25 protein-coding genes, 1 tRNA gene and 2 pseudogenes are annotated in these 21,376 nt (G+C 41.8%); 13 read left to right on the top strand and 15 right to left on the bottom strand.

Going from position 1 to position 21,376, the window contains the following annotated elements; genetic code table 11:
- Nucleotides 1-61 precede the first annotated feature (61 nt).
- The 3 genes from HUX74_RS08085 to HUX74_RS08075 all read left to right on the top strand — a co-directional run bounded on the left by HUX74_RS08085 (nt 62) and on the right by HUX74_RS08075 (nt 2,310).
- Nucleotides 62-1,213 carry a thioredoxin-like domain-containing protein gene (locus HUX74_RS08085; RefSeq protein WP_117599775.1) on the top strand — a complete coding sequence of 384 codons (1,152 nt, stop codon included), beginning with the start codon at nt 62-64 and terminating at the stop codon, nt 1,211-1,213.
- Between the two features lie 190 nt (nt 1,214-1,403).
- Nucleotides 1,404-1,868, top strand: a complete 465-nt coding sequence (gene greA, locus HUX74_RS08080; protein ID WP_005824394.1) for a transcription elongation factor GreA — start codon at nt 1,404-1,406, stop codon at nt 1,866-1,868.
- A 49-nt stretch (nt 1,869-1,917) separates the two neighbouring features.
- The gene (locus HUX74_RS08075; protein WP_117599774.1) at nt 1,918-2,310 is read left to right on the top strand and encodes an HIT family protein; all 393 of its coding nucleotides are present in this window, start codon (nt 1,918-1,920) and stop codon (nt 2,308-2,310) included.
- Nucleotides 2,311-2,408: 98 nt separating this feature from the next.
- Here HUX74_RS08075 and HUX74_RS08070 read toward each other — a convergent pair whose 3' ends face one another.
- Nucleotides 2,409-3,494: a mannose-1-phosphate guanylyltransferase gene (locus tag HUX74_RS08070; RefSeq protein WP_117599773.1), complete on the bottom strand. Its 1,086-nt coding sequence runs from the start codon at nt 3,492-3,494 to the stop codon at nt 2,409-2,411.
- A 157-nt stretch (nt 3,495-3,651) separates the two neighbouring features.
- Here HUX74_RS08070 and HUX74_RS08065 point away from each other — a divergent pair.
- From HUX74_RS08065 to HUX74_RS08020, 10 genes and pseudogenes are all read left to right on the top strand, one after another.
- Nucleotides 3,652-3,735, top strand: a tRNA-Leu gene (locus tag HUX74_RS08065).
- A 236-nt stretch (nt 3,736-3,971) separates the two neighbouring features.
- Nucleotides 3,972-4,880, top strand: a complete 909-nt coding sequence (locus HUX74_RS08060) for a hypothetical protein (protein WP_007479974.1) — start codon at nt 3,972-3,974, stop codon at nt 4,878-4,880.
- Between the two features lie 124 nt (nt 4,881-5,004).
- Nucleotides 5,005-5,292, top strand: coding sequence for a helix-turn-helix domain-containing protein (locus HUX74_RS08055; protein WP_005944327.1), 288 nt, complete (start codon nt 5,005-5,007; stop codon nt 5,290-5,292).
- 5 nt (nt 5,293-5,297) lie between these two features.
- A complete protein-coding gene (locus HUX74_RS08050) occupies nt 5,298-6,371 on the top strand; it encodes an AAA family ATPase (protein ID WP_004323659.1) in 1,074 nt (357 codons plus the stop codon).
- Nucleotides 6,372-6,534: 163 nt separating this feature from the next.
- Nucleotides 6,535-6,708: pseudogene (locus HUX74_RS08045) on the top strand (DNA primase); the annotation flags it as partial.
- Nucleotides 6,709-7,264: 556 nt separating this feature from the next.
- Entirely contained in the window at nt 7,265-9,073 is a 1,809-nt protein-coding gene (locus HUX74_RS08040) for a reverse transcriptase domain-containing protein (RefSeq protein WP_174646466.1), read from the top strand.
- Entirely contained in the window at nt 9,063-9,983 is a 921-nt protein-coding gene (locus tag HUX74_RS08035) for a toprim domain-containing protein (RefSeq protein ID WP_152635402.1), read from the top strand. The genes HUX74_RS08040 and HUX74_RS08035 overlap by 11 nt, the downstream gene beginning before the upstream one ends.
- A 147-nt stretch (nt 9,984-10,130) precedes the next feature.
- Nucleotides 10,131-10,514: a MobC family plasmid mobilization relaxosome protein gene (locus HUX74_RS08030; protein ID WP_004310825.1), complete on the top strand. Its 384-nt coding sequence runs from the start codon at nt 10,131-10,133 to the stop codon at nt 10,512-10,514.
- Nucleotides 10,480-11,400: a relaxase/mobilization nuclease domain-containing protein gene (locus tag HUX74_RS08025; protein ID WP_008642636.1), complete on the top strand. Its 921-nt coding sequence runs from the start codon at nt 10,480-10,482 to the stop codon at nt 11,398-11,400. The genes HUX74_RS08030 and HUX74_RS08025 overlap by 35 nt, the downstream gene beginning before the upstream one ends.
- A 4-nt stretch (nt 11,401-11,404) precedes the next feature.
- Nucleotides 11,405-12,124, top strand: a complete 720-nt coding sequence (locus tag HUX74_RS08020) for a hypothetical protein (RefSeq protein WP_005944331.1) — start codon at nt 11,405-11,407, stop codon at nt 12,122-12,124.
- Nucleotides 12,125-12,176: 52 nt separating this feature from the next.
- Here the strand turns inward: HUX74_RS08020 and HUX74_RS08015 are convergent, their stop codons facing one another.
- The 14 genes and pseudogenes from HUX74_RS08015 to HUX74_RS07950 all read right to left on the bottom strand — a co-directional run bounded on the left by HUX74_RS08015 (nt 12,177) and on the right by HUX74_RS07950 (nt 20,896).
- Nucleotides 12,177-12,509 carry a helix-turn-helix domain-containing protein gene (locus HUX74_RS08015; protein WP_004323655.1) on the bottom strand — a complete coding sequence of 111 codons (333 nt, stop codon included), beginning with the start codon at nt 12,507-12,509 and terminating at the stop codon, nt 12,177-12,179.
- 129 nt (nt 12,510-12,638) lie between these two features.
- Nucleotides 12,639-13,058 carry a hypothetical protein gene (locus tag HUX74_RS08010; RefSeq protein WP_004323654.1) on the bottom strand — a complete coding sequence of 140 codons (420 nt, stop codon included), beginning with the start codon at nt 13,056-13,058 and terminating at the stop codon, nt 12,639-12,641.
- On the bottom strand, nt 13,012-13,263 hold the full coding sequence (locus HUX74_RS08005) for a hypothetical protein (protein ID WP_004323653.1): 252 nt from the start codon (nt 13,261-13,263) through the stop codon (nt 13,012-13,014). The genes HUX74_RS08010 and HUX74_RS08005 overlap by 47 nt, the downstream gene beginning before the upstream one ends.
- An 86-nt stretch (nt 13,264-13,349) precedes the next feature.
- Entirely contained in the window at nt 13,350-13,640 is a 291-nt protein-coding gene (locus HUX74_RS08000; RefSeq protein ID WP_004323652.1) for a hypothetical protein, read from the bottom strand.
- 14 nt (nt 13,641-13,654) lie between these two features.
- Entirely contained in the window at nt 13,655-14,077 is a 423-nt protein-coding gene (locus tag HUX74_RS07995; RefSeq protein ID WP_005944333.1) for a hypothetical protein, read from the bottom strand.
- A 16-nt stretch (nt 14,078-14,093) separates the two neighbouring features.
- On the bottom strand, nt 14,094-14,507 hold the full coding sequence (locus tag HUX74_RS07990; RefSeq protein WP_005944336.1) for a hypothetical protein: 414 nt from the start codon (nt 14,505-14,507) through the stop codon (nt 14,094-14,096).
- Between the two features lie 30 nt (nt 14,508-14,537).
- On the bottom strand, nt 14,538-14,969 hold the full coding sequence (locus HUX74_RS07985) for a GNAT family N-acetyltransferase (protein WP_005944338.1): 432 nt from the start codon (nt 14,967-14,969) through the stop codon (nt 14,538-14,540).
- A gap of 100 nt (nt 14,970-15,069) precedes the next feature.
- Complete coding sequence (locus HUX74_RS07980) at nt 15,070-15,633, bottom strand: Crp/Fnr family transcriptional regulator (RefSeq protein WP_005944341.1); 564 nt, start codon at nt 15,631-15,633, stop codon at nt 15,070-15,072.
- A gap of 9 nt (nt 15,634-15,642) precedes the next feature.
- On the bottom strand, nt 15,643-16,215 hold the full coding sequence (locus HUX74_RS07975) for a Crp/Fnr family transcriptional regulator (RefSeq protein ID WP_005944344.1): 573 nt from the start codon (nt 16,213-16,215) through the stop codon (nt 15,643-15,645).
- A gap of 233 nt (nt 16,216-16,448) precedes the next feature.
- Nucleotides 16,449-17,603 carry a YhcG family protein gene (locus HUX74_RS07970; RefSeq protein ID WP_005944347.1) on the bottom strand — a complete coding sequence of 385 codons (1,155 nt, stop codon included), beginning with the start codon at nt 17,601-17,603 and terminating at the stop codon, nt 16,449-16,451.
- A 25-nt stretch (nt 17,604-17,628) separates the two neighbouring features.
- Entirely contained in the window at nt 17,629-18,852 is a 1,224-nt protein-coding gene (locus HUX74_RS07965; protein ID WP_005944350.1) for a site-specific integrase, read from the bottom strand.
- Nucleotides 18,853-19,229: 377 nt separating this feature from the next.
- Nucleotides 19,230-20,143 (bottom strand): annotated as a pseudogene (locus HUX74_RS07960) (transposase).
- A 58-nt stretch (nt 20,144-20,201) separates the two neighbouring features.
- The gene (locus HUX74_RS07955; protein WP_138345667.1) at nt 20,202-20,543 is read right to left on the bottom strand and encodes a hypothetical protein; all 342 of its coding nucleotides are present in this window, start codon (nt 20,541-20,543) and stop codon (nt 20,202-20,204) included.
- 191 nt (nt 20,544-20,734) lie between these two features.
- Nucleotides 20,735-20,896 carry a hypothetical protein gene (locus tag HUX74_RS07950; protein ID WP_158562817.1) on the bottom strand — a complete coding sequence of 54 codons (162 nt, stop codon included), beginning with the start codon at nt 20,894-20,896 and terminating at the stop codon, nt 20,735-20,737.
- Nucleotides 20,897-21,376: the final 480 nt, after the last annotated feature.

Below are 21,376 nucleotides of genomic sequence, written 5' to 3'. Positions count from 1 at the left end.
ACTGAACTTGAAAAGAAGTATATTTGCAGGCACGTTTGCAAAACAAAACTGAAGATACGATATGAAGAAAATCTTTTTTATGGCACTTGCTGCAATAGCATTGGGTGCATGTAATTCCGAACCTAAATTCAAAGTAGAGGGTGAAGTGTCTGGTGCCGACGGCAAGATGCTTTATTTGGAAGCCTCGGCATTGGAAGGTATTGTTCCTTTGGATTCTGTAAAACTGAAAGGGGATGGTTCTTTCCACTTCAAGCAGGTACGTCCGGTGTCTCCGGAATTCTATCGTTTGCGGGTAGATGACAAGGTTATTAATTTCTCGGTAGATTCGACGGAAACGGTTTTGGTAAGGGCACCTTATACCGATTTTGCCACTGCCTATACGGTCGAAGGTTCTCCGAACAGCTCGAAGATAAAGGACTTGACGTTGAAGCAGATGAAGCTTCAGGACAATGTGAATGCATTGCTGCAGTCGGTGCAGGCACATAAGATAGGCGCTGATGTTTTTGAGGATAGTCTCGCCTCTTTATTGAAGAACTATAAGGATGAAGTGAAAATCAGCTATATTTTTGCCGCTCCCAATACGGCTGCCGCCTATTTCGCCTTGTTTCAGAAGTTGAATAATTATTTGATTTTCGACCCTCTGAACAATAAGGAAGACGTTAAGTGTTTTGCAGCCGTGGCAACCAGCCTGAACAATTATTATCCGGATGCAGACCGTTCCAAGAACCTCTACAACATTGTAATAAAGGGAATGAAGAATACCCGTACTCCGCAACAGAAGGTGGTGGAAATCCCTGAAGAGGCAATTTCCGAAACCGGCATCATCGACATTAACCTACGTGACATGAAGGGCAATACACGTAAGTTGAGCGAATTGAAGGGCAAGGCTGTTATTGTGGACTTCACTGTTTATCAGAGTGCCGTTTCTGCTACACATAATTATATGTTGCGTGACTTGTACGACAAGTATGCTGCCCAGGGATTGGAAATTTATCAGGTTTCTCTGGATGCAGACGAGCACTATTGGAAAACAACTGCCGACAATCTACCTTGGATTTGTGTGCGCGACGGCAATGGAATTTATTCGTCTATAGCGGCTTCTTATAATGTGAAGAATGTGCCTTCTGTGTTCCTGGTTAACAAGAACAATGAGTTGAGTGCCCGTGGAGAGAGTGTTAAAGACTTGGAGGCGGCAGTGAAAGCATTGCTGTAACATGTTATAAATAAGAAGTTTTCGTTTAAATATGTTACAAAGCAGCCTTTTATGCTTGACACGCATTGCATAAAAGGCTATCTTTGCAAAGGAAAATCGGAAAGAGGGTTCCAGCATGCTGACCATGTTGGAATTCTTTTTTGTTTATAGTACCATTAAAAACTAACATAACATTTAAGGAGGAAAAAGTATGGCTTATATGTCAGAAGACGGCTACAAGAAATTAATGGCCGAATTGAAACACCTGGAGACGGTGGAACGTCCCAAAATATCGGCTGCCATTGCCGAAGCGCGTGACAAAGGTGATTTGTCGGAAAATGCAGAGTATGACGCTGCCAAGGAAGCTCAAGGTATGCTTGAGATGAAAATTAACAATTTGAAGCTGACCATTGCCGACGCCAAGATTATTGATGAGTCGAAGTTGAAAACCGATTCTGTACAGATTCTTAATAAAGTAGAGCTTAAGAACGTGAAGAATGGCATGAAGATGGTTTATACCATCGTTTCCGAAAGTGAAGCCAATCTGAAGGAAGGAAAGATTTCCGTGAATACTCCGATTGCACAAGGTCTGCTTGGCAAGAAAGTAGGTGACATCGCAGAAATCAAAGTTCCGCAGGGCATGATTAACCTGGAAGTAGTGAACATATCATTTTAAAGGAAGGCAGGTCCGCATACGGGCTTGCCTTATTTTATAATTTATAGCTATGGCAACAATATTCAGTAGAATTATCGCAGGTGAAATACCTTGCTACAAGGTGGCGGAGGATGACAGATTCTTTGCGTTCCTTGACATCAATCCGTTGGTAAAAGGTCATACATTGGTCATTCCCAAGCAGGAAGTAGATTATATTTTCGATTTGAATGATGAGGATTTGGCGGCGATGCATGTTTTCGCCAAGAGAGTGGCGCTTGCCATTGGCAAGGCCTTCCCGTGTAGAAAGGTAGGAGAAGCGGTATTGGGGCTGGAAGTGCCTCATGCGCACATACATCTGATTCCTATGCAGAACGAAAAAGATATGCTTTTTTCCAATCCCAAACTGAAACTGACGGACGAAGAATTCAAAGCTGTGGCGGAAGCCATCCGTGCAGCGCTTTAACCGGTTTATTTTCCTCCCCTAAATAAACGGAAGCGGGAGTTGGATGAGTTCCAACTCCCGCTATTTTTACCTTCGGCACCTATCCTTTAATTCTTAATTTAAATGTATTTTTCTCCCAATTTTATCTGGGCGTCATTCACATATTTGCGGATGGTATGTTCTTCATCCTTCTTGCAAATCAGTAATACATTGTCCGACTCGGCTATGAGATAACCTTCCAAACCGTCGATAACTGCAAGTTTGTTGTCGGGCAGCACCACGATATTGTCCTTGCTGTTATAGATGAGTGATTTACATTTTAGAGCTACATTGCCTGCCTCATCTTTAGGAGACAAATCATACAAAGACCCCCAGGTTCCTAAATCAGACCAACCGAAATCGCCTAATGATACATATACATTGTCAGCCTTTTCCATGATGCCGAAGTCTATAGATACATTGGGGCAAGCCGGGAAGTTCTCATCAATGAATTGTTTCTCCTGGGCTGTTCCGTACACATCTTTGCCAGGGGCCAGTTTGGATGTCAGCTCGGGCAGCAGGGCTTCGTTTGCCTTAATGATGGTATTTACGTTCCACATGAACAGACCGGAGTTCCAATAGAATTCTCCGCTTTCCACGAATACTTTTGCCAGTTCCAGTTCGGGCTTTTCAGTGAAGGTTTTTACCTTGTAGAAGTTATCACCAGCGGTTTCGGCTATTTGTATATAACCATATCCAGTTTCTGGACGGTTGGGCTTGATACCGAGTGTCAGCAGATTATCGGATTGGGAAACGAAGTCCAGTCCTTTTTCGATAGCGGCCAGAAATTCGCCTTCCTTCAGAATTAAGTGGTCCGAAGGAGCTACCACTATATTGGCGTCCGGATTCAAGGCGCGGATATGATAGGAAGCCCACGCGATGCAGGGAGCTGTATTCCTGCGTGTCGGCTCCAGTAGAATCTGTTCGGGTTTAAGTTCGGGAAGCTGTTCTTTTACAAGGTCGGCATATAAGTCATTTGTTACGATAAGTATATTTTCCATGGGGATTACCTGCTTGAAGCGATCGAAGGTTTGCTGCAGCAAGGAACGTCCCGTACCAAAGAAATCCAGAAACTGTTTTGGAAGTGTCTTGCGGCTGAATGGCCAGAAACGGCTGCCGATTCCTCCGCCCATAATTACACAGAAATTATCCTTATTGGTTACCATGCTATTGATTTTAAAAGTTTCTGCTAATGTACTGCATATTTTACAAACAAGGAATGATTCAAGTCGGTTTTATCGTTTTTTTCGCCTTTTTTTAGGAAAAGTATTGCAGGTTTAGAAAAAAGCTGTATCTTTGCACCGCATTTGAGAAATCAAACATGCCCAGATGGCGGAATCGGTAGACGCGCTGGTCTCAAACACCAGTGGATTCACTTCCATCCCGGTTCGACCCCGGGTCTGGGTACGAATAAACCCTGATAATCACCTGATTATCAGGGTTTTCTGCTTTTATAGGGCGTACTAAATGTGTACTGAATGACGAATACAAAGAAAAGGTGTACTTTAATAGTTTTCTTCCCCATATCTTTATAATTTCTTAACGCTTATCCTATCTTTTCTTCCTTATTATTGCCGATGTTTTCGGGAAAAGTGAGATTCTTACCTTATATTTGTAGTAAGAACGTTTAAAGGCACACGATTATGGAAAATCATATAGAAACCAATTTCAGAGAAATACAGAAGATATTAGATAGTTGTATAGCTCATGACTATAAAACTAAAGTAGATGCACTATTTTTAAAACGTGAATATTTGACGCAAGCCCAGCTAAAGGATTATTTGCGACAAGAAATTTTCCGTGTGACTGAAAATATTGTAGCCATCCAACAAAAATACCGTGTCGTGCGTAACATTGTATTGGACATGGATATTCCCGATTTTTTGTGGGAAAGTGGTTATTTTGAGGACTTGAATTCTGATGAAAGAAAAAAGTATATCGGTTTCCGCTGCTCTGATTTTGATATGGATGCATATTTGCATGAACCGTCCTGTTATGATGGGCGGCTTCCTTATTTGTCCATTATCGTTAATCTTGTCGTGCTTTCCAAATATTTGCGCTATCTGCAAGAACAGGAAAGCAATTACCATACAGATGCGGTTGCCATCCAAGAGCAAGCCTTGCCAAAAGAGAAAGAGGAAAGTGCAGATACTAATCCAACCAAGATTGTGGGCAAAAGCAATCCTTTCAAGTCCACGTTGAAAGCTAATGAAATCAAACTTCTGACCGACTGTGTGAATGAAGCGAATATGTTTACTACTACCGTCAGTGCCAAAATACTTACCGATTTTTTCAACTGCAAACTGAATGGGGTATTGAAAGTTAATAATACCCGTCTGTTAGCCTATCTTATGATGCAACTTAGCTGTTATAATTACATCGTTTATGAATGGCAGTCTGTCATAGCAAACAATAAACTGATATTGAAGAAGATAAAAGGTGAACCGCTTACACGTACTGACCTGTCGAGTGCGACAGACCAAGCGAAAAACATCTATCCGAAAGGATATGAAATCATAGACAAATACATCAAACAACTGCAAAAAGGTTGAGCATAGATTGAACGCTCAAACAAAGGTCAATTAGACTTCATTTTCAAGCTCTTAACTTTGCCCCCGTTAACAAAAAAACGAGGGTGCGCACCTTCATATTGTTTCACCTAAATTCCTAAACAATATGGAAAAAAATTTAGAGTTAAGAGTTTCCGAACTCGAAAAGATGTTGTTCCTTTCAAAGAACGTGCTTAGCTTCGATGAAGCGAGCAAGTTCTTGAACCTTTCTAAAAGTTACCTGTACAAGCTGACTTCGGGTAACTTGATACCCCATTACAAGCCGCAGGGCAAAATGCTTTATTTTGAGAAAGCGGAGTTGGAAGCATGGTTGCGTCAGAACCCGGTCAAGACGCAGGCGCAGATAGAGCAGGAAGCGCAGAAGTATATCCTTAACCGTCCTCTAAAGAAATAACGGCTATGGAAAATAGAAAAGCGACAGAAGCCGGGCAGGACATCACCATGCAGAAAGAGGATTTCGCAGCCCTTTGGAAAACCATTCATCTAAAGGTGACGGACACTTACGAAGTGCCGCCCGAAATACTCTGGGTGAACGGCTCTACCATTGGCACGTTGGGTAATTTCAGTGCATCCACGGGTAAAGCCAAGAGCAAAAAGACATTCAACATTTCCGCTATCGTTGCGGCAGCGTTGAAGAATGACGAGGTATTGAAGTATTCGGCATACCTGCCACCGAACAAACGGAAAATCCTCTATGTAGATACCGAGCAGAGCAAATACCATTGCCACAAGGTCATGGAGCGTATTTTGCGGCTTGCCGGACTGCCTACCGACAAGGACAGGGACGATTTTGTTTTCATCGTGCTAAGGGAGCAGACACCCGATAAGCGGAAACAGATTATCGGTTATATGCTTGAAAATATGCCCGATGTGGGGTTGCTCATCATTGACGGAATCCGTGACTTGATGTATGACATCAACAGCCCCAGCGAATCGACTGACCTAATCAACCTCTTGATGCGCTGGTCAAGCGGATATAACCTGCATATCCATACCGTACTGCATTTGAACAAGGGGGATGACAACACAAGGGGGCATATCGGTACGGAACTGAACAATAAGGCTGAAACCGTCCTGCAAATTACCAAAAGTACGCAGGACGGCAACATAAGCGAGGTAAAGGCGATGCACATACGTGACCGGGAGTTTGACCCGTTCGCATTCCGTATCAACGACAGCGCATTGCCCGAAGCCGTGGACGGTTATGTATTCAAGCAACCCAGCCAAGACAGGGGCTTTCCACTGGCAGAACTGACGGAGCAACAGCACAGGACAGCTTTGGAAAACGGTTTTGGCAAACAGGTCATATATGGTTACGAGAATGTCCTAAAGACCTTGAAACAGGGTTATGCAAGTATCGGCTACAAGCGTGGACGCAATATCCATGTGGATTTGAACAAGTTCCTTGTGAACAAGCGCATGATTGTGAAAGAGGGCAAGGGCTACCGCTATAATCCCGATTTCCATTATTAAAAGTCAGTTTGGTTTAGTCCGGGTGTATATATAAGAGGAACGGACTTACTATTTCCCTGTATCGGAACAGGCAGGTTTAGTATGGTACGGGTATATATATAACGGACTAAACAGGACTGGCGCACTTTTCAACTATTTTTTAATCCCCAAAAAAGAAAATGTTATGAACATCGAAGATGTGAAACAAATACCCATCGCAGACTATCTGCATAGTTTAGGTTACTCTCCTGTCAAGCAGCAGGGTAACGGCTTATGGTACAAATCACCGTTAAGGGAGGAACACGAACCGTCTTTCAAGGTGAACACTGACCGCAACCTTTGGTATGACTTTGATGCGCCCATATAGGCTACACAATAAATATCTCTATGGCAAGAGATTAGGTTAGAGTTCAACAGACCTATCCTCAACGACTTAGCTGGAGGAGAAATCCAAAGGTGACAAAAGCATGTCGGTAAAGTCATTAGTCAGCTAAATACCAAGCTGCGACTGCATGGCGAGAGGAAAAGACAGACACAAGGATGAAGCCTGATTGGTTGAACGATAGTTCTGCTGCACACGTACCAGCCCCGACGAAAGGTATTTGATTCACGTCGGGCTGAAGCACCCCATGTAAACCGAAATTACAATGGAGCAGGAGCTGGCTTCAGAGCAACCACAATAAGTGGAATAGGAACGTAAGTCGCATCCGACAGTCTGCCGAGCCAAACAGTTATTGTGAAAGCAAATGGGGATTCCCTAAATCAGAATGCCGTAAGGCTATGGGCATAGGACCCTGAATATCTGACATGGGAACGGAGCTTCCGTAGTAGTCCGAGCAAGGGAAAGCCTTGTACATGGCGAAGGGAAGCAGTTAGATAACTTAATACAAATAATGGAAAATGTGTGAGACATTATGAGAAGTCCTGAGCAAGTATTAAAAGCTTTAAACAAGCATGGTAAAGTTTCGGATTACAAGTTCGAAAGGCTGTACCGTATCTTATTCAATGAGGAGATGTTTCATGTTGCTTACCAGCGTATTTACGCCAAACCAGGCAATATGACACCCGGTACGGATGGGAAAACCATCAATCGGATGAGTCTTCAAAGAATAAACAAAGTCATTGCATCTTTGAGAGATGAGTCTTACAAGCCTAATCCGGCAAAAAGGATATACATACCCAAGAAAAACGGTAAGAAAAGACCGCTTGGAATTCCTTCCTTTGAGGACAAACTGGGTCAGGGGATGGTGCGGAGGATTCTCGAAACCGACTATGAAGAGGTGTTTGCAAACACGGCGAATGGATTCAGGCCAAACAGAAGCAGCCATACCGCATTGACCCATATCCAAAAGACATTTACAGGTACAAAATGGTTTGTGGAAGGAGACATTAAAGGATTCTTCGACAACATAGACCACAATGTATTGATTGCAACTTTGCGGAAACGGATTGCCGATGATAGATTTCTAAGGCTTATCCGCAAGTTGTTGAATGCGGGATATATTGAAGACTGGAAGTTTCATAATACAAACAAGGGAACTCCACAAGGCGGTAATATCAGTCCTATACTGGCAAACATTTATCTTGATAATTTTGACAAGTATATGGAAGAATACGCCCTACGCTTCAATAAGGGAAAAGAAAGACACATCACCAAAGAATACAAGCAACTTAGCGATAAGATGCAACGCATCCTTAAAAGCATCAAGAACATACAGGATGCAGATGTCAGATTACAGCTTAGGGATGAGTATGAGAAACTGAGACGTGAAAGGCAAAAGATTGAGAGCAGAGACAGTATGGATGAAACATACAGAAGGCTTCGATACGTAAGATACGCAGATGATTTCCTCATTGGTGTTATCGGAAGCAAGGCAGAGTGCGTTAAAATCAAGTCGGACATTACCAAGTATATGGAAGAAAACCTCAAGCTGGAACTGTCACAGGAAAAGACATTGATAACAAACGCACAAAAGCCCGCGAAATTTCTTGGCTTCGATGTTTCAGTCCGTAAGTCTGATGCTATCAAGCGGGACAAGAACAATGTGCCAGCCCGTTATTACAACGGTAAGATAGTCCTAAAGGTCGCCATAGAAACGGTGCGGAACAAACTGGAAGAATACAGCGCCATCAGATACAAGGTAGAAAATGGCCGACAAGTTTGGTTTGCAAAGTTCAGAGGCAATCTTATGAAGAAGAAAATCGAGGACATAGTGGCGGCATATAACTCTGAAATCAGAGGGTTCTACAACTACTACTGCATTGCCAACAACGTGGCATACGCGCTCTCAAAGTTTGGATACATCATGGAGTACAGTATGTACCATACCATTGCAGGAAAAACCAATAGCACTGTAAGCAAAGTCATTGACAAATATAAGGTTGGGAATGACATTATAGTGCCATATCAGGATGCAAAAGGTAAATTACGGTACAGGAAATTCTATAATGAGGGATTCAAACGTAAACCACCAATGTACTATACGGAGGTAAACGACTTATCCTACACAATCGCAATTCCACAGCCGACACTTACTGAGCGATTGGATGCGAGAACATGTGAATTATGTGGAAAAGTCGGACCTGTAGTCATGCGTCATGTCAGAAAGCTAAATCAGCTTAAAGGAAAAACTGAATGCGACAGGCTGATGCTTGAAAAGCATAGGAAGACATTGGTTGTCTGTGAAAAGTGTTATGCCAAAATACACAGCCATGCTAAATAAAGTCATGTTATCAACGGAGAGCCGTATGCGTGGAGACATGCAAGTACGGTTTGGGGGCAGGTACGGGAAAACCTACTGCCGAAAGGCAGTAAGGCGTTCTGTACCGAGCCTACGCGCAGGCAAGGGCGGCAACATCATCGCACTGGCAAAGGAACTCTATTGCTCCGACAGCCTGCCATACCTGTTAAACCGGATAGCGGAACAGACACCGCACGTCCGCCCGGTCAGTTTTTCTTTTCCCCAGCGTAGGACAGAACCGAGTTTCCAACATTTGGAAGTCCGTGACTTGACCCATCCGGCATTGCTCCGTTACTTGGAGGGACGGGGTATCAATATCGAACTGGCAAAAAGAGAATGTAAGGAACTCCATTTTACCAATAACGGCAGACCGTTCTTTGCTATCGGTTTCCCGAACATAGCAGGAGGTTACGAGGTTCGCAATTCCTTTTTCAAAGGCTGCATCGCCCCGAAAGACATCACCCATATACGGCAGCAGGGAGAGCCGAGAGAGAAGTGTTTGGTATTCGAGGGTTTTATGGACTATCTTTCTTTCCTCACGCTCCGGATGAAGAACTGCCCGACCATGCCCGACCTTGACAGGCAGGATTATGTCATACTCAACTCTACTGTCAATGTGCCGAAAGCTATTGACGTGCTGTACCCGTATGAACGCATCCACTGTATGCTTGACAATGACAAGGCAGGATATGAAGCGACACGGGCTATCGAATTGGAATACTCCTACCGTGTGCGTGACTTCTCGGGCAATTACAGGGGGTATTCGGACTTGAACGATTACCTGTGCGGCAGGAAGCAGGAACAGAAGAACAGCACCAGCCAAGCGCAGGAGATAAAGCAGGAAACCGGACAACGTGCCGCCCCAAGACAGAAAAGGGGCAGGGGCATTTAGTCCGGCAGGATTACCAGCGACAGGCGGTTTAATTTGGAGAGCAAGGTTATGTTTCGGTAAACCGAAACTACCTTGCTTTGCTTGACAGCAAAGAAAATTTCTCCCGTTGGTCGCAATTTTTAAGATACCATTTAAATGTAAAAACCTATGACGAATATAAAGGATAAGCCGGGGGGACGTCCGGCAAAGAAACGGATAGAGAAGCAGCAACGGGTAGTCAGCACGAAGCTGACCGAGTTGCAGTATTATGCCATCAGGAAGCGAGCCGGGGAAGCCGGGTTGCGTGTCAGTGAGTATGTCCGGCAGGCGGTTGTTTCGGCAGAGGTCATACCCCGGCTGAATAGGCAGGATGCGGACACCATCCGCAAGCTGGCAGGGGAAGCCAACAACATCAACCAACTGGCGCACCGAGCGAATGCCGGAGGTTTCGCACTGGTGGCGGTGGAACTGGTGAAACTCAAAAACAGGATTGTCGAAATTATAAATCAGTTGTCGGATGATTGGAAAAATAAAAAAGGGAAGCGGGTTTAAGGGCTGTGTGAACTATGTGCTTGGTAAGGAGCAGGCGGTTTTGCTTCATGCGGACGGGGTTCTGACTGAAAGCCGGGGCGATATAATCCGCAGCTTCTGTATGCAGACCGGGATGAATCCCGATTTGAAGAAGCCTGTCGGACATATTGCGTTAAGTTATTCGGCAGTGGATGCACCCAAATTGACAGACGAGAAGATGGTACAGCTTGCGCAGGAGTATATGCGTGAAATGAAAATCACCGATACGCAGTATATCATCGTGCGCCATCAAGACCGGGAACACCCACATGTGCATATCGTGTTCAACCGCATAGACAACAACGGCAAGACCATTTCGGACAGGAACGATATGTACCGTAACGAGCAGGTATGCAAGAAGCTGAAAACCAAACACGGGCTTTATTTTGCTGGTGGAAAAGAACAGGTAAAGCAGCACCGCTTGAAAGAGCCGGACAAGTCGAAATACGAGATTTACACGGCTGTAAAGAACGAAATCGGGAAGTTCAAGAACTGGCGGCAGTTACAGGAGCGGTTAGCGGAAAAGGGTATTACTGTCCGGTTCAAGTACAAGGGGCAGACGGGCGAGATACAGGGCGTTTCCTTTTCCAAAGGCGAATACACGTTCAAGGGTTCGGAGATAGACCGCAATTTTAGTTTCTCCAAACTGGATAAATGTTTCGGGGATGCAGGACTGAATACGGTCGGAAATCAACGGCAGACAGCTTTTACACCCGTTCGGGAGCCATTGCCGACACAGGGAAAGACTGACAGTCCGTTGATAACTGGCTCACTCGGTCTGTTCACCGCTTCATCACCCCCTGCGGATGAAGAACCAAACTTGAATTTAAGAAAGAAGAAGAAAAAGAAAAAACAACTTAATTTGTAAACACATGGAGAAAAATTTGATTTTAGAGGGGCTTCTCTCAATGGTTACTGAATTGAAAGAGAAGCAGGAAGCACAGGTAACGCCAGCCAGTCGGGAGGAAACTCTTGAAAGACTGAACGCAATCGAACAGGCATTGTCGGAATTGCACAGTAACCCGGCTGTTCCCGAAAAGGATTTGCAGGCTATCCGAAGCCAGCTTGACGAGATAAGGAATAGGATGCAAGGTCAGCAGAAACATATCGAGGACACCAAGAAAATAGTATTGGAAACCTACCGTTGTTTCAAGGTAATGCTTGATGCTTTGGGCTCTTGCAAGACGGATAAAGAGGAAGCTATACCCTTACCGCTCTATCAACGGATTTGCAACAAGGTCGCTTCTTGGATTCGTCCGGGATTGTTCCTTTTTTCGGCAGTGCTGGTTATCTGTTCCGTTTCCATATTCTTGAATATCCGTTTGGCTGAACGTATGCAGCAGTTACAGGACAACGATATGAAATACCGCTATTTGCTGATGCAAGGACAGGCAGACGGGGAAACTTTTGATATACTGGAAAACAAGTTCAAATGGCAACGGGATAACGGCTTTATCCGAAGTCTGACCGATTCAGTGATGGATTTTGAATACCGCATCCAAAAGCAGGCGGAAGCACTGGAACGTGCAAGGCTGTTGAACGAGCAAGCCGAACAGCTAAAGAAAGAAGCTGATAAGCTGGGTAAGCCATAAACGGGGAAAGCCGGGATGGATGAAGCACATTCACCGTTCCGGCTTTTCAGATTCACTTCTTTTTCTTCGTACAGTGTTCTTTCTCGAACTGGCGTAGCGTGGTGACGCTGAACCTTTCCTTGATGAACTCCCGGACATCGGAAGCCTTGTAATACACTTTTCCGCTGATAGTGAAGTATGGCAACGCACCGATAGCCCGGTAGCGTTGCAGGGTTTTGATGCTTACTTTGAACAGCAGGCACAAGTCTTGATTATCCAATAGGTTATCATCTTCGGGCAGTACCCTGTCTGCATTGCGTAGTACCCGTACATCTTTGCAGAGTTCTTCCAGTTTGGCATACAGCTTCTGCATCCATCCACCAAATTCGTCATTGTCTATATACATAATTGCTTCATTTTTCAGATTATACATTTTGTTTGTCAATCGATTGATGAAGCAAAGTTCTAAAAACGGATACAAAGAAATTACAGGAGAACTAATGGAGTCCCCTATAAATAAATCATAAGTTGCTGATTATCTATATCCTTTCTTATCATGTTCATTTTTGATTAGGTTTGCCAGTCCATTAAGAAATTCGGTGAGTTTGCCCGGCTTCCGTTTTATCACGTCCTCATGTTTTTGGTGGCAGTCGCTTATCTTAATGTTAAACAACCATTCAAAACCTTTGGATAAGTCCACTAAATAGGCAGGTTTACCGTTCTGATAAACGATGTCTTTGGAGAGGAATAAGCCGCTTACCACTTCCATGATATTGATAAGGGTTGTTTTGTCGGCGAGGTAGAGAGGGGAAAGGGGCTGTTTATTGATGCGTTGCTGTAGTTGTTCCGGGTATTTGATGCGCCATTCAATAAGGCGTATTTCAGTGTTCAAAAGTCCTATCGCTTCATCAATTAAATGCAAATAGGGCATTTTTTTCTTGCTCAAACCGTACACGATACGATTTAAGACGGTGTAAACCAAAGGAAAAATAGCGAAGTAAAATACTGTAATCCTGTTCGTTGATACCAAAATCGGCTACATGCGTAGCCAATTCCTCAATAGCTTCTGTAAACTCCGATGCAGAAACTTTACGTTGTGAATATTCCGACAATAAGCGGAAAAATCGCTGTTCTAAAATTAGATTCATGTATGTATTCATATAAAAAATAAGCCTTAGCGAGACTTAGGAAAAGGCTTATTTCAATTCATAATATTGTAATCCGCAAGTTGTTGTTTTGGGGGAATTTAGAAAAATAGTTTATAGCAAAGTAATCCCAATAAAAATAGCACTAAAAGGCATATTGTAAGAAATATATATATCCTAAACATATATATTTGGTCTGATTGCTCCTTTTCTATGGTTTTTTTACGGATTTCTTCTATCTTTTCAATGGAAACATTGGATAAATCAGCATTTTTACCTTTGCCTACAAGATATTTGTGATGTTCTTTCATCCTGTCTCTATTCAACTTGCGAAGCTCACGGTTCTCTTTGTCCCGTTGTAGCATATCATTTATGCAACCTAATGTTCCCATTTTCCAGTTAACATTTAATTTCCAAACCTTGATATATCAATTTCTTTTTGTAGTTCCCTAAAGATACGTTCCAAATCATATCCATGCGGATTGGAAATTTGGAAACATCCGCTTTCTATGGGGCTATTAACCTGAGGAGCAGTTATCACCGTGTCATTGAAAACGAAAGCGATGTACTTTCCTACACTCTTTGTTGTGGCTTCTCTCCATATAGGCAATTTATCTTGGAGGAAGACACCGGTAATGACCGAGTGTCCAAAAGCATCAGTTTCCAAACGTAAAGAATCGAAATCCATAACAGTAAGGAAAGGTGTTTGTGAAAGGCTGTCTGTAGTCTGTGATGTTACGTAGTACCAGCCGTTTGTCCGGTGAAAGGATTTTGTCTGCATACAAGCTGTCATTAGTAGGCAGAAAAAGAGAATTGTTGAAATCTTCATATCCGCTATTTTTAGGTTAATACATCTTCTCCAACGTCCACACCATCTTATTGGGATTATAGGCTTCCATTACGAGATGTGTTCCTGTGTATTCCATCACTGTCCACGGACCTGCTATGTTGTCGAACGTGATGATTTTTCCATTTACTTGATAAGTAAAATCTGTGTTCCACATATATCCGTCTTCTTCGTTCGTCCTTGTATAAATGCCTTCTGATTCGTTAGTAAACTGAAGAATGGATTGTTTTGTGTAGTCTATCTCATCTTCGATATTGTACACGGTCATTTGCGCTTGCCAAGTAGTTTGCTTCAGGGCTTCGGGGGTGAAGACAGAAGTAGGGGCATCATCGTTACTACAATTTGTCAGACATAACATGGCGCAAATAATGAATGTGGAAAGCACCATACATAAAGTAATTTTCTTTTTCATCTTATCTCTATTTTAAGTGATTGACAATAATTATATATTTCTCTTCATAGGGATACTAACAATACCTTTATTAATCTCTTTTTTACCCACTTTTTTGAAGCCTAAAGATGTATAAAAAGTTTCTGCATAGGTTGAAGAATTAACTGTTATATAAGTAAAATTACAATTGCTCATCATATAGTCAAATAACGATTTTCCTATTCCTTGCCGATGATAGTGTGGCAAGACAAAGAAGAGGGATATATGTTGCCTTTCCCGATGTACACCGATTATTCCTATCAATAAATGATTGTCAAAAGCCCCATATATGTCAAGCGTATTCATCAACGATGTGTCATACACGAAACTTTTAAAGGTTTCAATCCCTTCTTCCGTAAAATCGTTAATGCCACACTCTATACATACTTGATAGGATAAGTTTATAGCATTTTTATATTCTTCTTTCATTAATTTCCGTATCATACTAATAGTTTTTAATCAATGTGTGCAAAGTAATGAAAGGTGGAGGAAAAAGGTCTTGACAATTATCAAGACCCCAATATAACAATTGTTAAAAGGTGAGTTATATCTCTAACTTGCGGCGTATGCGGCTAATGGTTTCCGGTGTAACCCCTAAGAATGAAGCGATGCTTTTCAAAGGAACTACTTCTTTCAAGTTAGGACAACGTTCCATCAAGTTCCTGTATCGTATTTCAGGCGTACAATATGAATCAAGTAATCGTTCATATACCATTTCAAATAGACTCTCTGCCACATGCCTTCCGAATCGTTGAGTTTTCATATCCGTTTCCCAATATTCAATAATGTCATGACGGGATATTTCATATACAGAACACTCTGTTATGGCTTGAATATTTACTAACGATAAGCCACTTCTCATTAAAGAAGAATAGTCACATACAAACTCGTTGGTGAAAGCGTATCCAACAATGTGTTCTTCACCCTCTCCATCAATATATGTATATTGGAATGTACCGTTTTCTACCCATTCGGCAAAACGTGATATTTCATTCTGACGAATAAAGAAATCTTTTTTGTGGTATATACGTTGCTTCCCTTTTTCATGAAATAAATCTTTTACGAGGGAATAGTCTAAATTGTCGAGGTATGAATTAAAATCTTTCATTGTCGTAAGCTATTTATTCAGTCCACGGCGTATGCGACTGATTGTTTCCGGTGTGACTTGCAAGAAAGAGGCAATCTCCTTTAACGTAATGTACTCTTGAATATCGGGGCATCTATTCAATAAGTCAAGATACAGTTCTGCCGTAGTCTTGCAGTACATATCTATTAATCTATGATACATTAATAAGTATGATTGTTCAATAAGAGTACATTTTACTTGCATGGTTTCTACATTTGTGGCAAAGAATTCCTCTACTTTTAAATAGGGTATATAACAAATCTTTGTATCGCAAACGGCTTCAATTGTTACTAATGACGGTTGATTAGGCTCTATAAGTGTGCATAAACTTCCTGTAAACTCTCCGGAGAAAGTATATCCTACTATATGTATATTCCCTTTTTCATCCACACGAGTATATCTCAATAAGCCGTGTTCGATATAAGCTCCCCGATGATTCACTTTGCCTTGAATAGTGAATTGTTCACCCTTTTTGAGTTCGATATAAGTACCATGTTCCAAAATGAACTGCTTTAGCTGTTCTAATTTCGAATGGTTGGCATATTGTGAGTTAAAATCTTCCATACTATAAACTAATTGCAATTAAAATATAGAATAACCTCGTGAGTTGTTCTCTTAAAAAGGGAAAATAGATTCCTGACTTTATCAAAACATCTTCTCTTTTTTTTAATCTACTTTATTGTGAGTTTAGTTTGTGCTTTTGTATATATATCCAAAACGTACCAAACTAACTTTTGTAGCCTGCAAAATATATGTGCTGGCGAAAGAAGAAACAATCTTTTTTCTTTTCGCCAATTTTAAAGTTTGTAACTCTCATAGTTTGAGGAAGAAATGAATACTTTTATTTCTTCTTCTGTTGGAAGTTCTATCCTATACTTTTGCACAAAAATATTTGGGTCTAACCCGGCAGTGGCATACTTAACCAAGGTATCTCCCTTTTCGGTGCAGAGCAAAATGCCGATAGGTGGGTTATCATCCGGCTGCATCACTTCCGCTTTAAAATAGTTCAGATACATATTTAGTTGCGAAGCGTACTCATGGCGGAACTTATCTATCTTCAATTCTACAATAACATGGCATTTCAAAATGCGGTGATAGAACACAAGGTCGGCAAAGAAATAATCCTCGTCTATCAAGATACGTTTTTGCCGGGCTTCAAAACAGAAGCCATGTCCCATTTCTAACAGGAAGTGTTGCAGGTTGTCAAGAATGGCTTGTTCCAAATCAGTTTCTGTCACCAATGCACGTTCATTCAACTCTAAGAACTCCAAAGTAACAGGGGTGTTGATAACATCTTTAGGTTGTAATAAGGTTGCTTGTTGCTGGACTAAAGCGGAGAGGGCTTCTTTGTTTTTGGATAGTCCGCTACGTTCGTAATATAAAGATGCGATTTGTCGCTCCAACTCCTTTACAGACCAGCAGCCACGAATGGTTTCCATTTCATAGAAAGCACGTTTTACCGGGTTCTCAATTCCCGATATAGTGTTTAAATGGGTGGAAGATAATCTATTGAATAATCTATCAGCCGGAATCATCCATGTTTCGGTTTGTGGGTATTCTGTTGATAGTTTCCAAACTCCATTTTCAGATTCGGCGGTCACCAACCGCCGAATTGGTTCAGTGAATTCGGCGGTCAATGACTGCCGAATTTGAATTTGTGATGCAATGTATTGTGTAACAGGTTCTTTTAGTTGTGGATAAACAAGGTACAACCGTCTAAATTCCCTGAATCTACGTTCATTCAGACCTTTTGTTTTCAGTCGTTGTTCCAGCTTCTTCAACAGTTGTTCACCGTAGGCGGCACGGTCTTCTCCGTTCTGCTCAAATTCTACAATATAGCAACCCATAAGCCAGTTACGGGAAGTAAGGGCAAGGTTTACAGCATGTGCGGCTTGTGCCTGCAACGTGTTCTGTATCGTGCTGATATGTTTTACTAATGCTTCAAAGTTCATAGTTACAAAGATAAGTCTTTTATGGTTAAAACTTTAGTTCGGGCAAGCTGTTTATTGCTTCCTCTTTCAATTTATCCACCGCACGGGTGTACTTCTCCGTATGCTTCAATCCGCTATGCCCTAAAAGGCTGGCTACGGTTTTGATATTTGCCCCATTGTTCAGAATGTTCACGGCAAACGAATGCCGGGCACAATGCCAGCTTATATGTTTGTCTATCCCGGCTCTCTTTACCCAACGCTTTACTGATTTACAGCAACTTTCGTAAGTAGGTAAATCGAATATCAAACAGTTTTTATCTGCCGGGGCTTCACCAATGATAGACAATAGACCATCATTCAGGGGAATAACCACACCACTACTGGCAGAATGTCCCTTTGTCTTGCTTTGTTCAAATTTCAATAACCGATTAGCGTAATCCACATTCTTATAGGTAAGGTCTTTTACATCACAGAAACGCAAACCACTGTATAAACAGAAGATAAAAGCCCGTCTGACATTCGGGTTCTCGTTGTCATAATGGCAAGCCGCCAACTTTTGTATTTCTTCGGGAGAAAGAACATCTTTTCGAAGCATTTGGCTATCCACTTTACAGGTAACACTTTTACATGGGTCTTTCAACATTACATCGTGGTCAATCGCATATCGAATAACTTTCTTGAAACGCTGGTAAATGCTTTTAGCACCTTCACCCACACTTCGGGATTGCAAATAGGCTACAAACTGCTCCATCATTTCTTTGGTGATAAGTTCCGGTTTGATACTAAACTCATTCATGGGGTATTGCTCTTTTAAGAAGTCCTTAAAACGGCTAAGCGCAATTTGTACCATGCGAATATCTTTCTTGGTATAACTGTTGATATAGGCTTGGAAATAGTCTAAGAAATTGACCGTTCTATCTTTTTTCAACCGATAGCCCAACATACTTTCTTTAAATTCCTGCTCACGCTCCGCACGTATCTTTGTGGCAAGCTCCAATGTTTCTTTGTTCTGCTGGCGTTCCGCAGGGGTACGGGGCTTATCTATCAGATACAGACTAAGGTTTTCTTTTCGCCTGTTATGCTTTACTGCAAACTTGGGCTTACCTTGCATCTTTCCACTATCATAGTACACTTGATTGCCGTTTTCATCTAATACGGGCTTTTCCTCTCTACCTAAATAATACTCTAAGTAAAGGCTGATTCTACCATCCGAGAGCTTATTTTGCTCTAACTTGGGGTTTTCTTTCGTTTTATTTTCTAACTTTGCCATTGTTTAGAGGTTTTATCCCGATTTAGGTACCATAACCGGGTGATTACGCTAAATAGTTGATTTTCTTTTGTTTTCCAATATTGCAAAGGTACAAAAGAAAATGATATTTCAAAGTGTACTAAAAGTGTACTGAATAACGGAAAATGGGCAAAATATGGCAAAAATAGAGAAAATAGGAAATATTCAAATAGTTGATAATAAGGAAGATAAATTCTTTTATTTTCCTATGATTTCTATGGCTTGTACCGGGTCTGGGTACTGAAGCGGAGAAAGTTGAAAAACTCTCTCCGTTTTTCTTTTCTACTCCTCGTAACTCGTTGGTTTGCTGATGGGGGGCAAGGGTCAACGTAACAATCTGAGGGATTTTATATTTAAGCCTATAATTTAGCAAGTCTATATAAGAAAAAAGCTCTATCTCTTACTCCTCTGAACTGTGCTCTAAATGCTTTGATTTTAGCATTGAATGACTCTGTTGCAGCATTGGTTGCCCTCCTTTCAAAAAAATTGATTATATTCAGATAATGTGTTTGTATAGAACGTGCGACCCTTCCAAAGGTGAGGAACCCTGATTTATCTACCTCATCATACCACCTTGCCAGCCTTGTCAAAGCAATATCCTTAAACTTACACTGATGATAGATTAAGCCTAACCGCATAGACAGATAATATCCTTTCTTTATATCGGGATATTCCTTGAAAAGAATTTCAGCTCGTATTTTTTGAGACTGAGTCCATAAGGCTTCCTTCTTGTAAAGCAGATAAATGCTTCTCGCTAACAACTGCTTTCTTGTATCTCCATTAACGAAAACAGGTGCATGATACATCTTTCCACAGGCCTTTGCATAAGCAATCTGAGTGGACTCTTCATCCAAAGCCTCCCAGCGAGCTTTTACACGCATCTCCTGCACCGCTCATAAGCTAACTTCTGTACGTGAAAGCGATCGGTAACACGTTTGGCCGCAGGAAAGCAGATGCGGGCAATCTGCTCCATGTTAGGAGCCATATCCAAAGTAATCTCGCGCACTTGGTAACGGCGGCGACGGGATAGCTTAAGCAGGACAGAAGTGACCGTATGAACGTCCGTACCTTTAATGATAGCAATCATACTACCTTTACCACCGTGAGCTTCTTTATTGATCAGTACAGTATAGAGTTCTCCACGCGAGAGGGCTACCCCATCAATACAGATATAAGCACCGATATTCTTTTCGGATAGTAGCCAATCCTCTGCATGAACAAGTTGGTCCCAATGGAGATAACCACTTAGATGGTTACGGTATTGACGCTCCAATAAATCTCCGTCAACTCCATATAAAACACCTAAGAGCTTGCAACTGATCGGATAGCTATCAATATAGTTCTTTTAAAAAAGACGCAAAATCTTGCGTCATACGAGTACCTTCAGCCACCATACGCCAGTTACGAGAGATATACTCATTATGCTTCTTTAAGAGCCAGCGACGACGACGAATATTAAGGAAGACCTTCTTGCCACGAAGAGGGAAATCCTGAACAATAACAGGATCATAAAAGCCTTTACTCTCAGTATCCTGATCTGTATACTTCTCAGGAACGATATTTTTTTCCTCAAGGTAGATCACAACTTCATTCACGTTTTCCTTCACATCAACAAGATCAAAGTACTCTAAAGTGCCTTCAGGAAGAAGAAGGCGATAACCGTTTAACTCCATAAGCTATGAATTTGGAGACAAAGATAATAATTTATAAATTTACCCCTCAGGTTTTTACATTGACCCATCTTATCGTTGTTGTACAGTCCCATATTGGTATAAGTGCGCTGTATGCGTACTATTTCGGAAACTTCCTGTTCAAGCAATCCATTGGTGTATATAATAACTTAACTCAAGTTTCGGATTTAGACTTAGGCTGTCATAGCGTAGGCTTTAAGAGCAGCCAACCTCTTGTCGTTTTCAATGACCTGCATATTCAAATCTTCAGATTCAGCCCCAGCCTCAGTGATTTCAGCCACAACCGTCACGACTTCTAAATACTCAAATAGAACTTTGTTTCGTATGGTGTACATGTGAGAAAATTTTTCTAATGTCTTCCATGTGAAAGCCTGCCTTAGGAAGGTCTGTGTCATCTGCTATCAGTACTGTCGGCAATTTGCTTTTCTTGTGATCGTTCCGCATTGTCACTTTCATTAGAAGCCAATTGGTTATGCGGTATATCACCTTTCGCCAGTTGATGTCGTCTTGTGACAAATAGGAATACAGTGCATCCTTTTTTCGACCAAACATCCGGCTTAGGACAGAACCATCGTAATGTGAGAGCCCTTTTATTGCAAAGAATGGAAGCAACACTAATATTGGGAACACCTGGTGGTTTGTGAGCTGACAGTTGTCACGCTTCATTCCACCAAGACTACGACAGTCCAAGTTGACATTTTCAAGTAGGTGTGTAAATGAGTCCATAACGGCACTGCGACGTTTCTCACTGAAAAAATTGCGGATTTCTAACGGAATTTTTGTAATTTTGCTCATGGCTTTGAGTAATGTTTTTT

It is taken from the genome of Bacteroides sp. Marseille-P8574, from assembly GCF_902825465.1.
Lineage (GTDB): Bacteria > Bacteroidota > Bacteroidia > Bacteroidales > Bacteroidaceae > Bacteroides > Bacteroides uniformis.
Note: the sequence above shows the minus strand (reverse complement) of the source record. Positions and strands in the feature narration are given on the sequence as shown.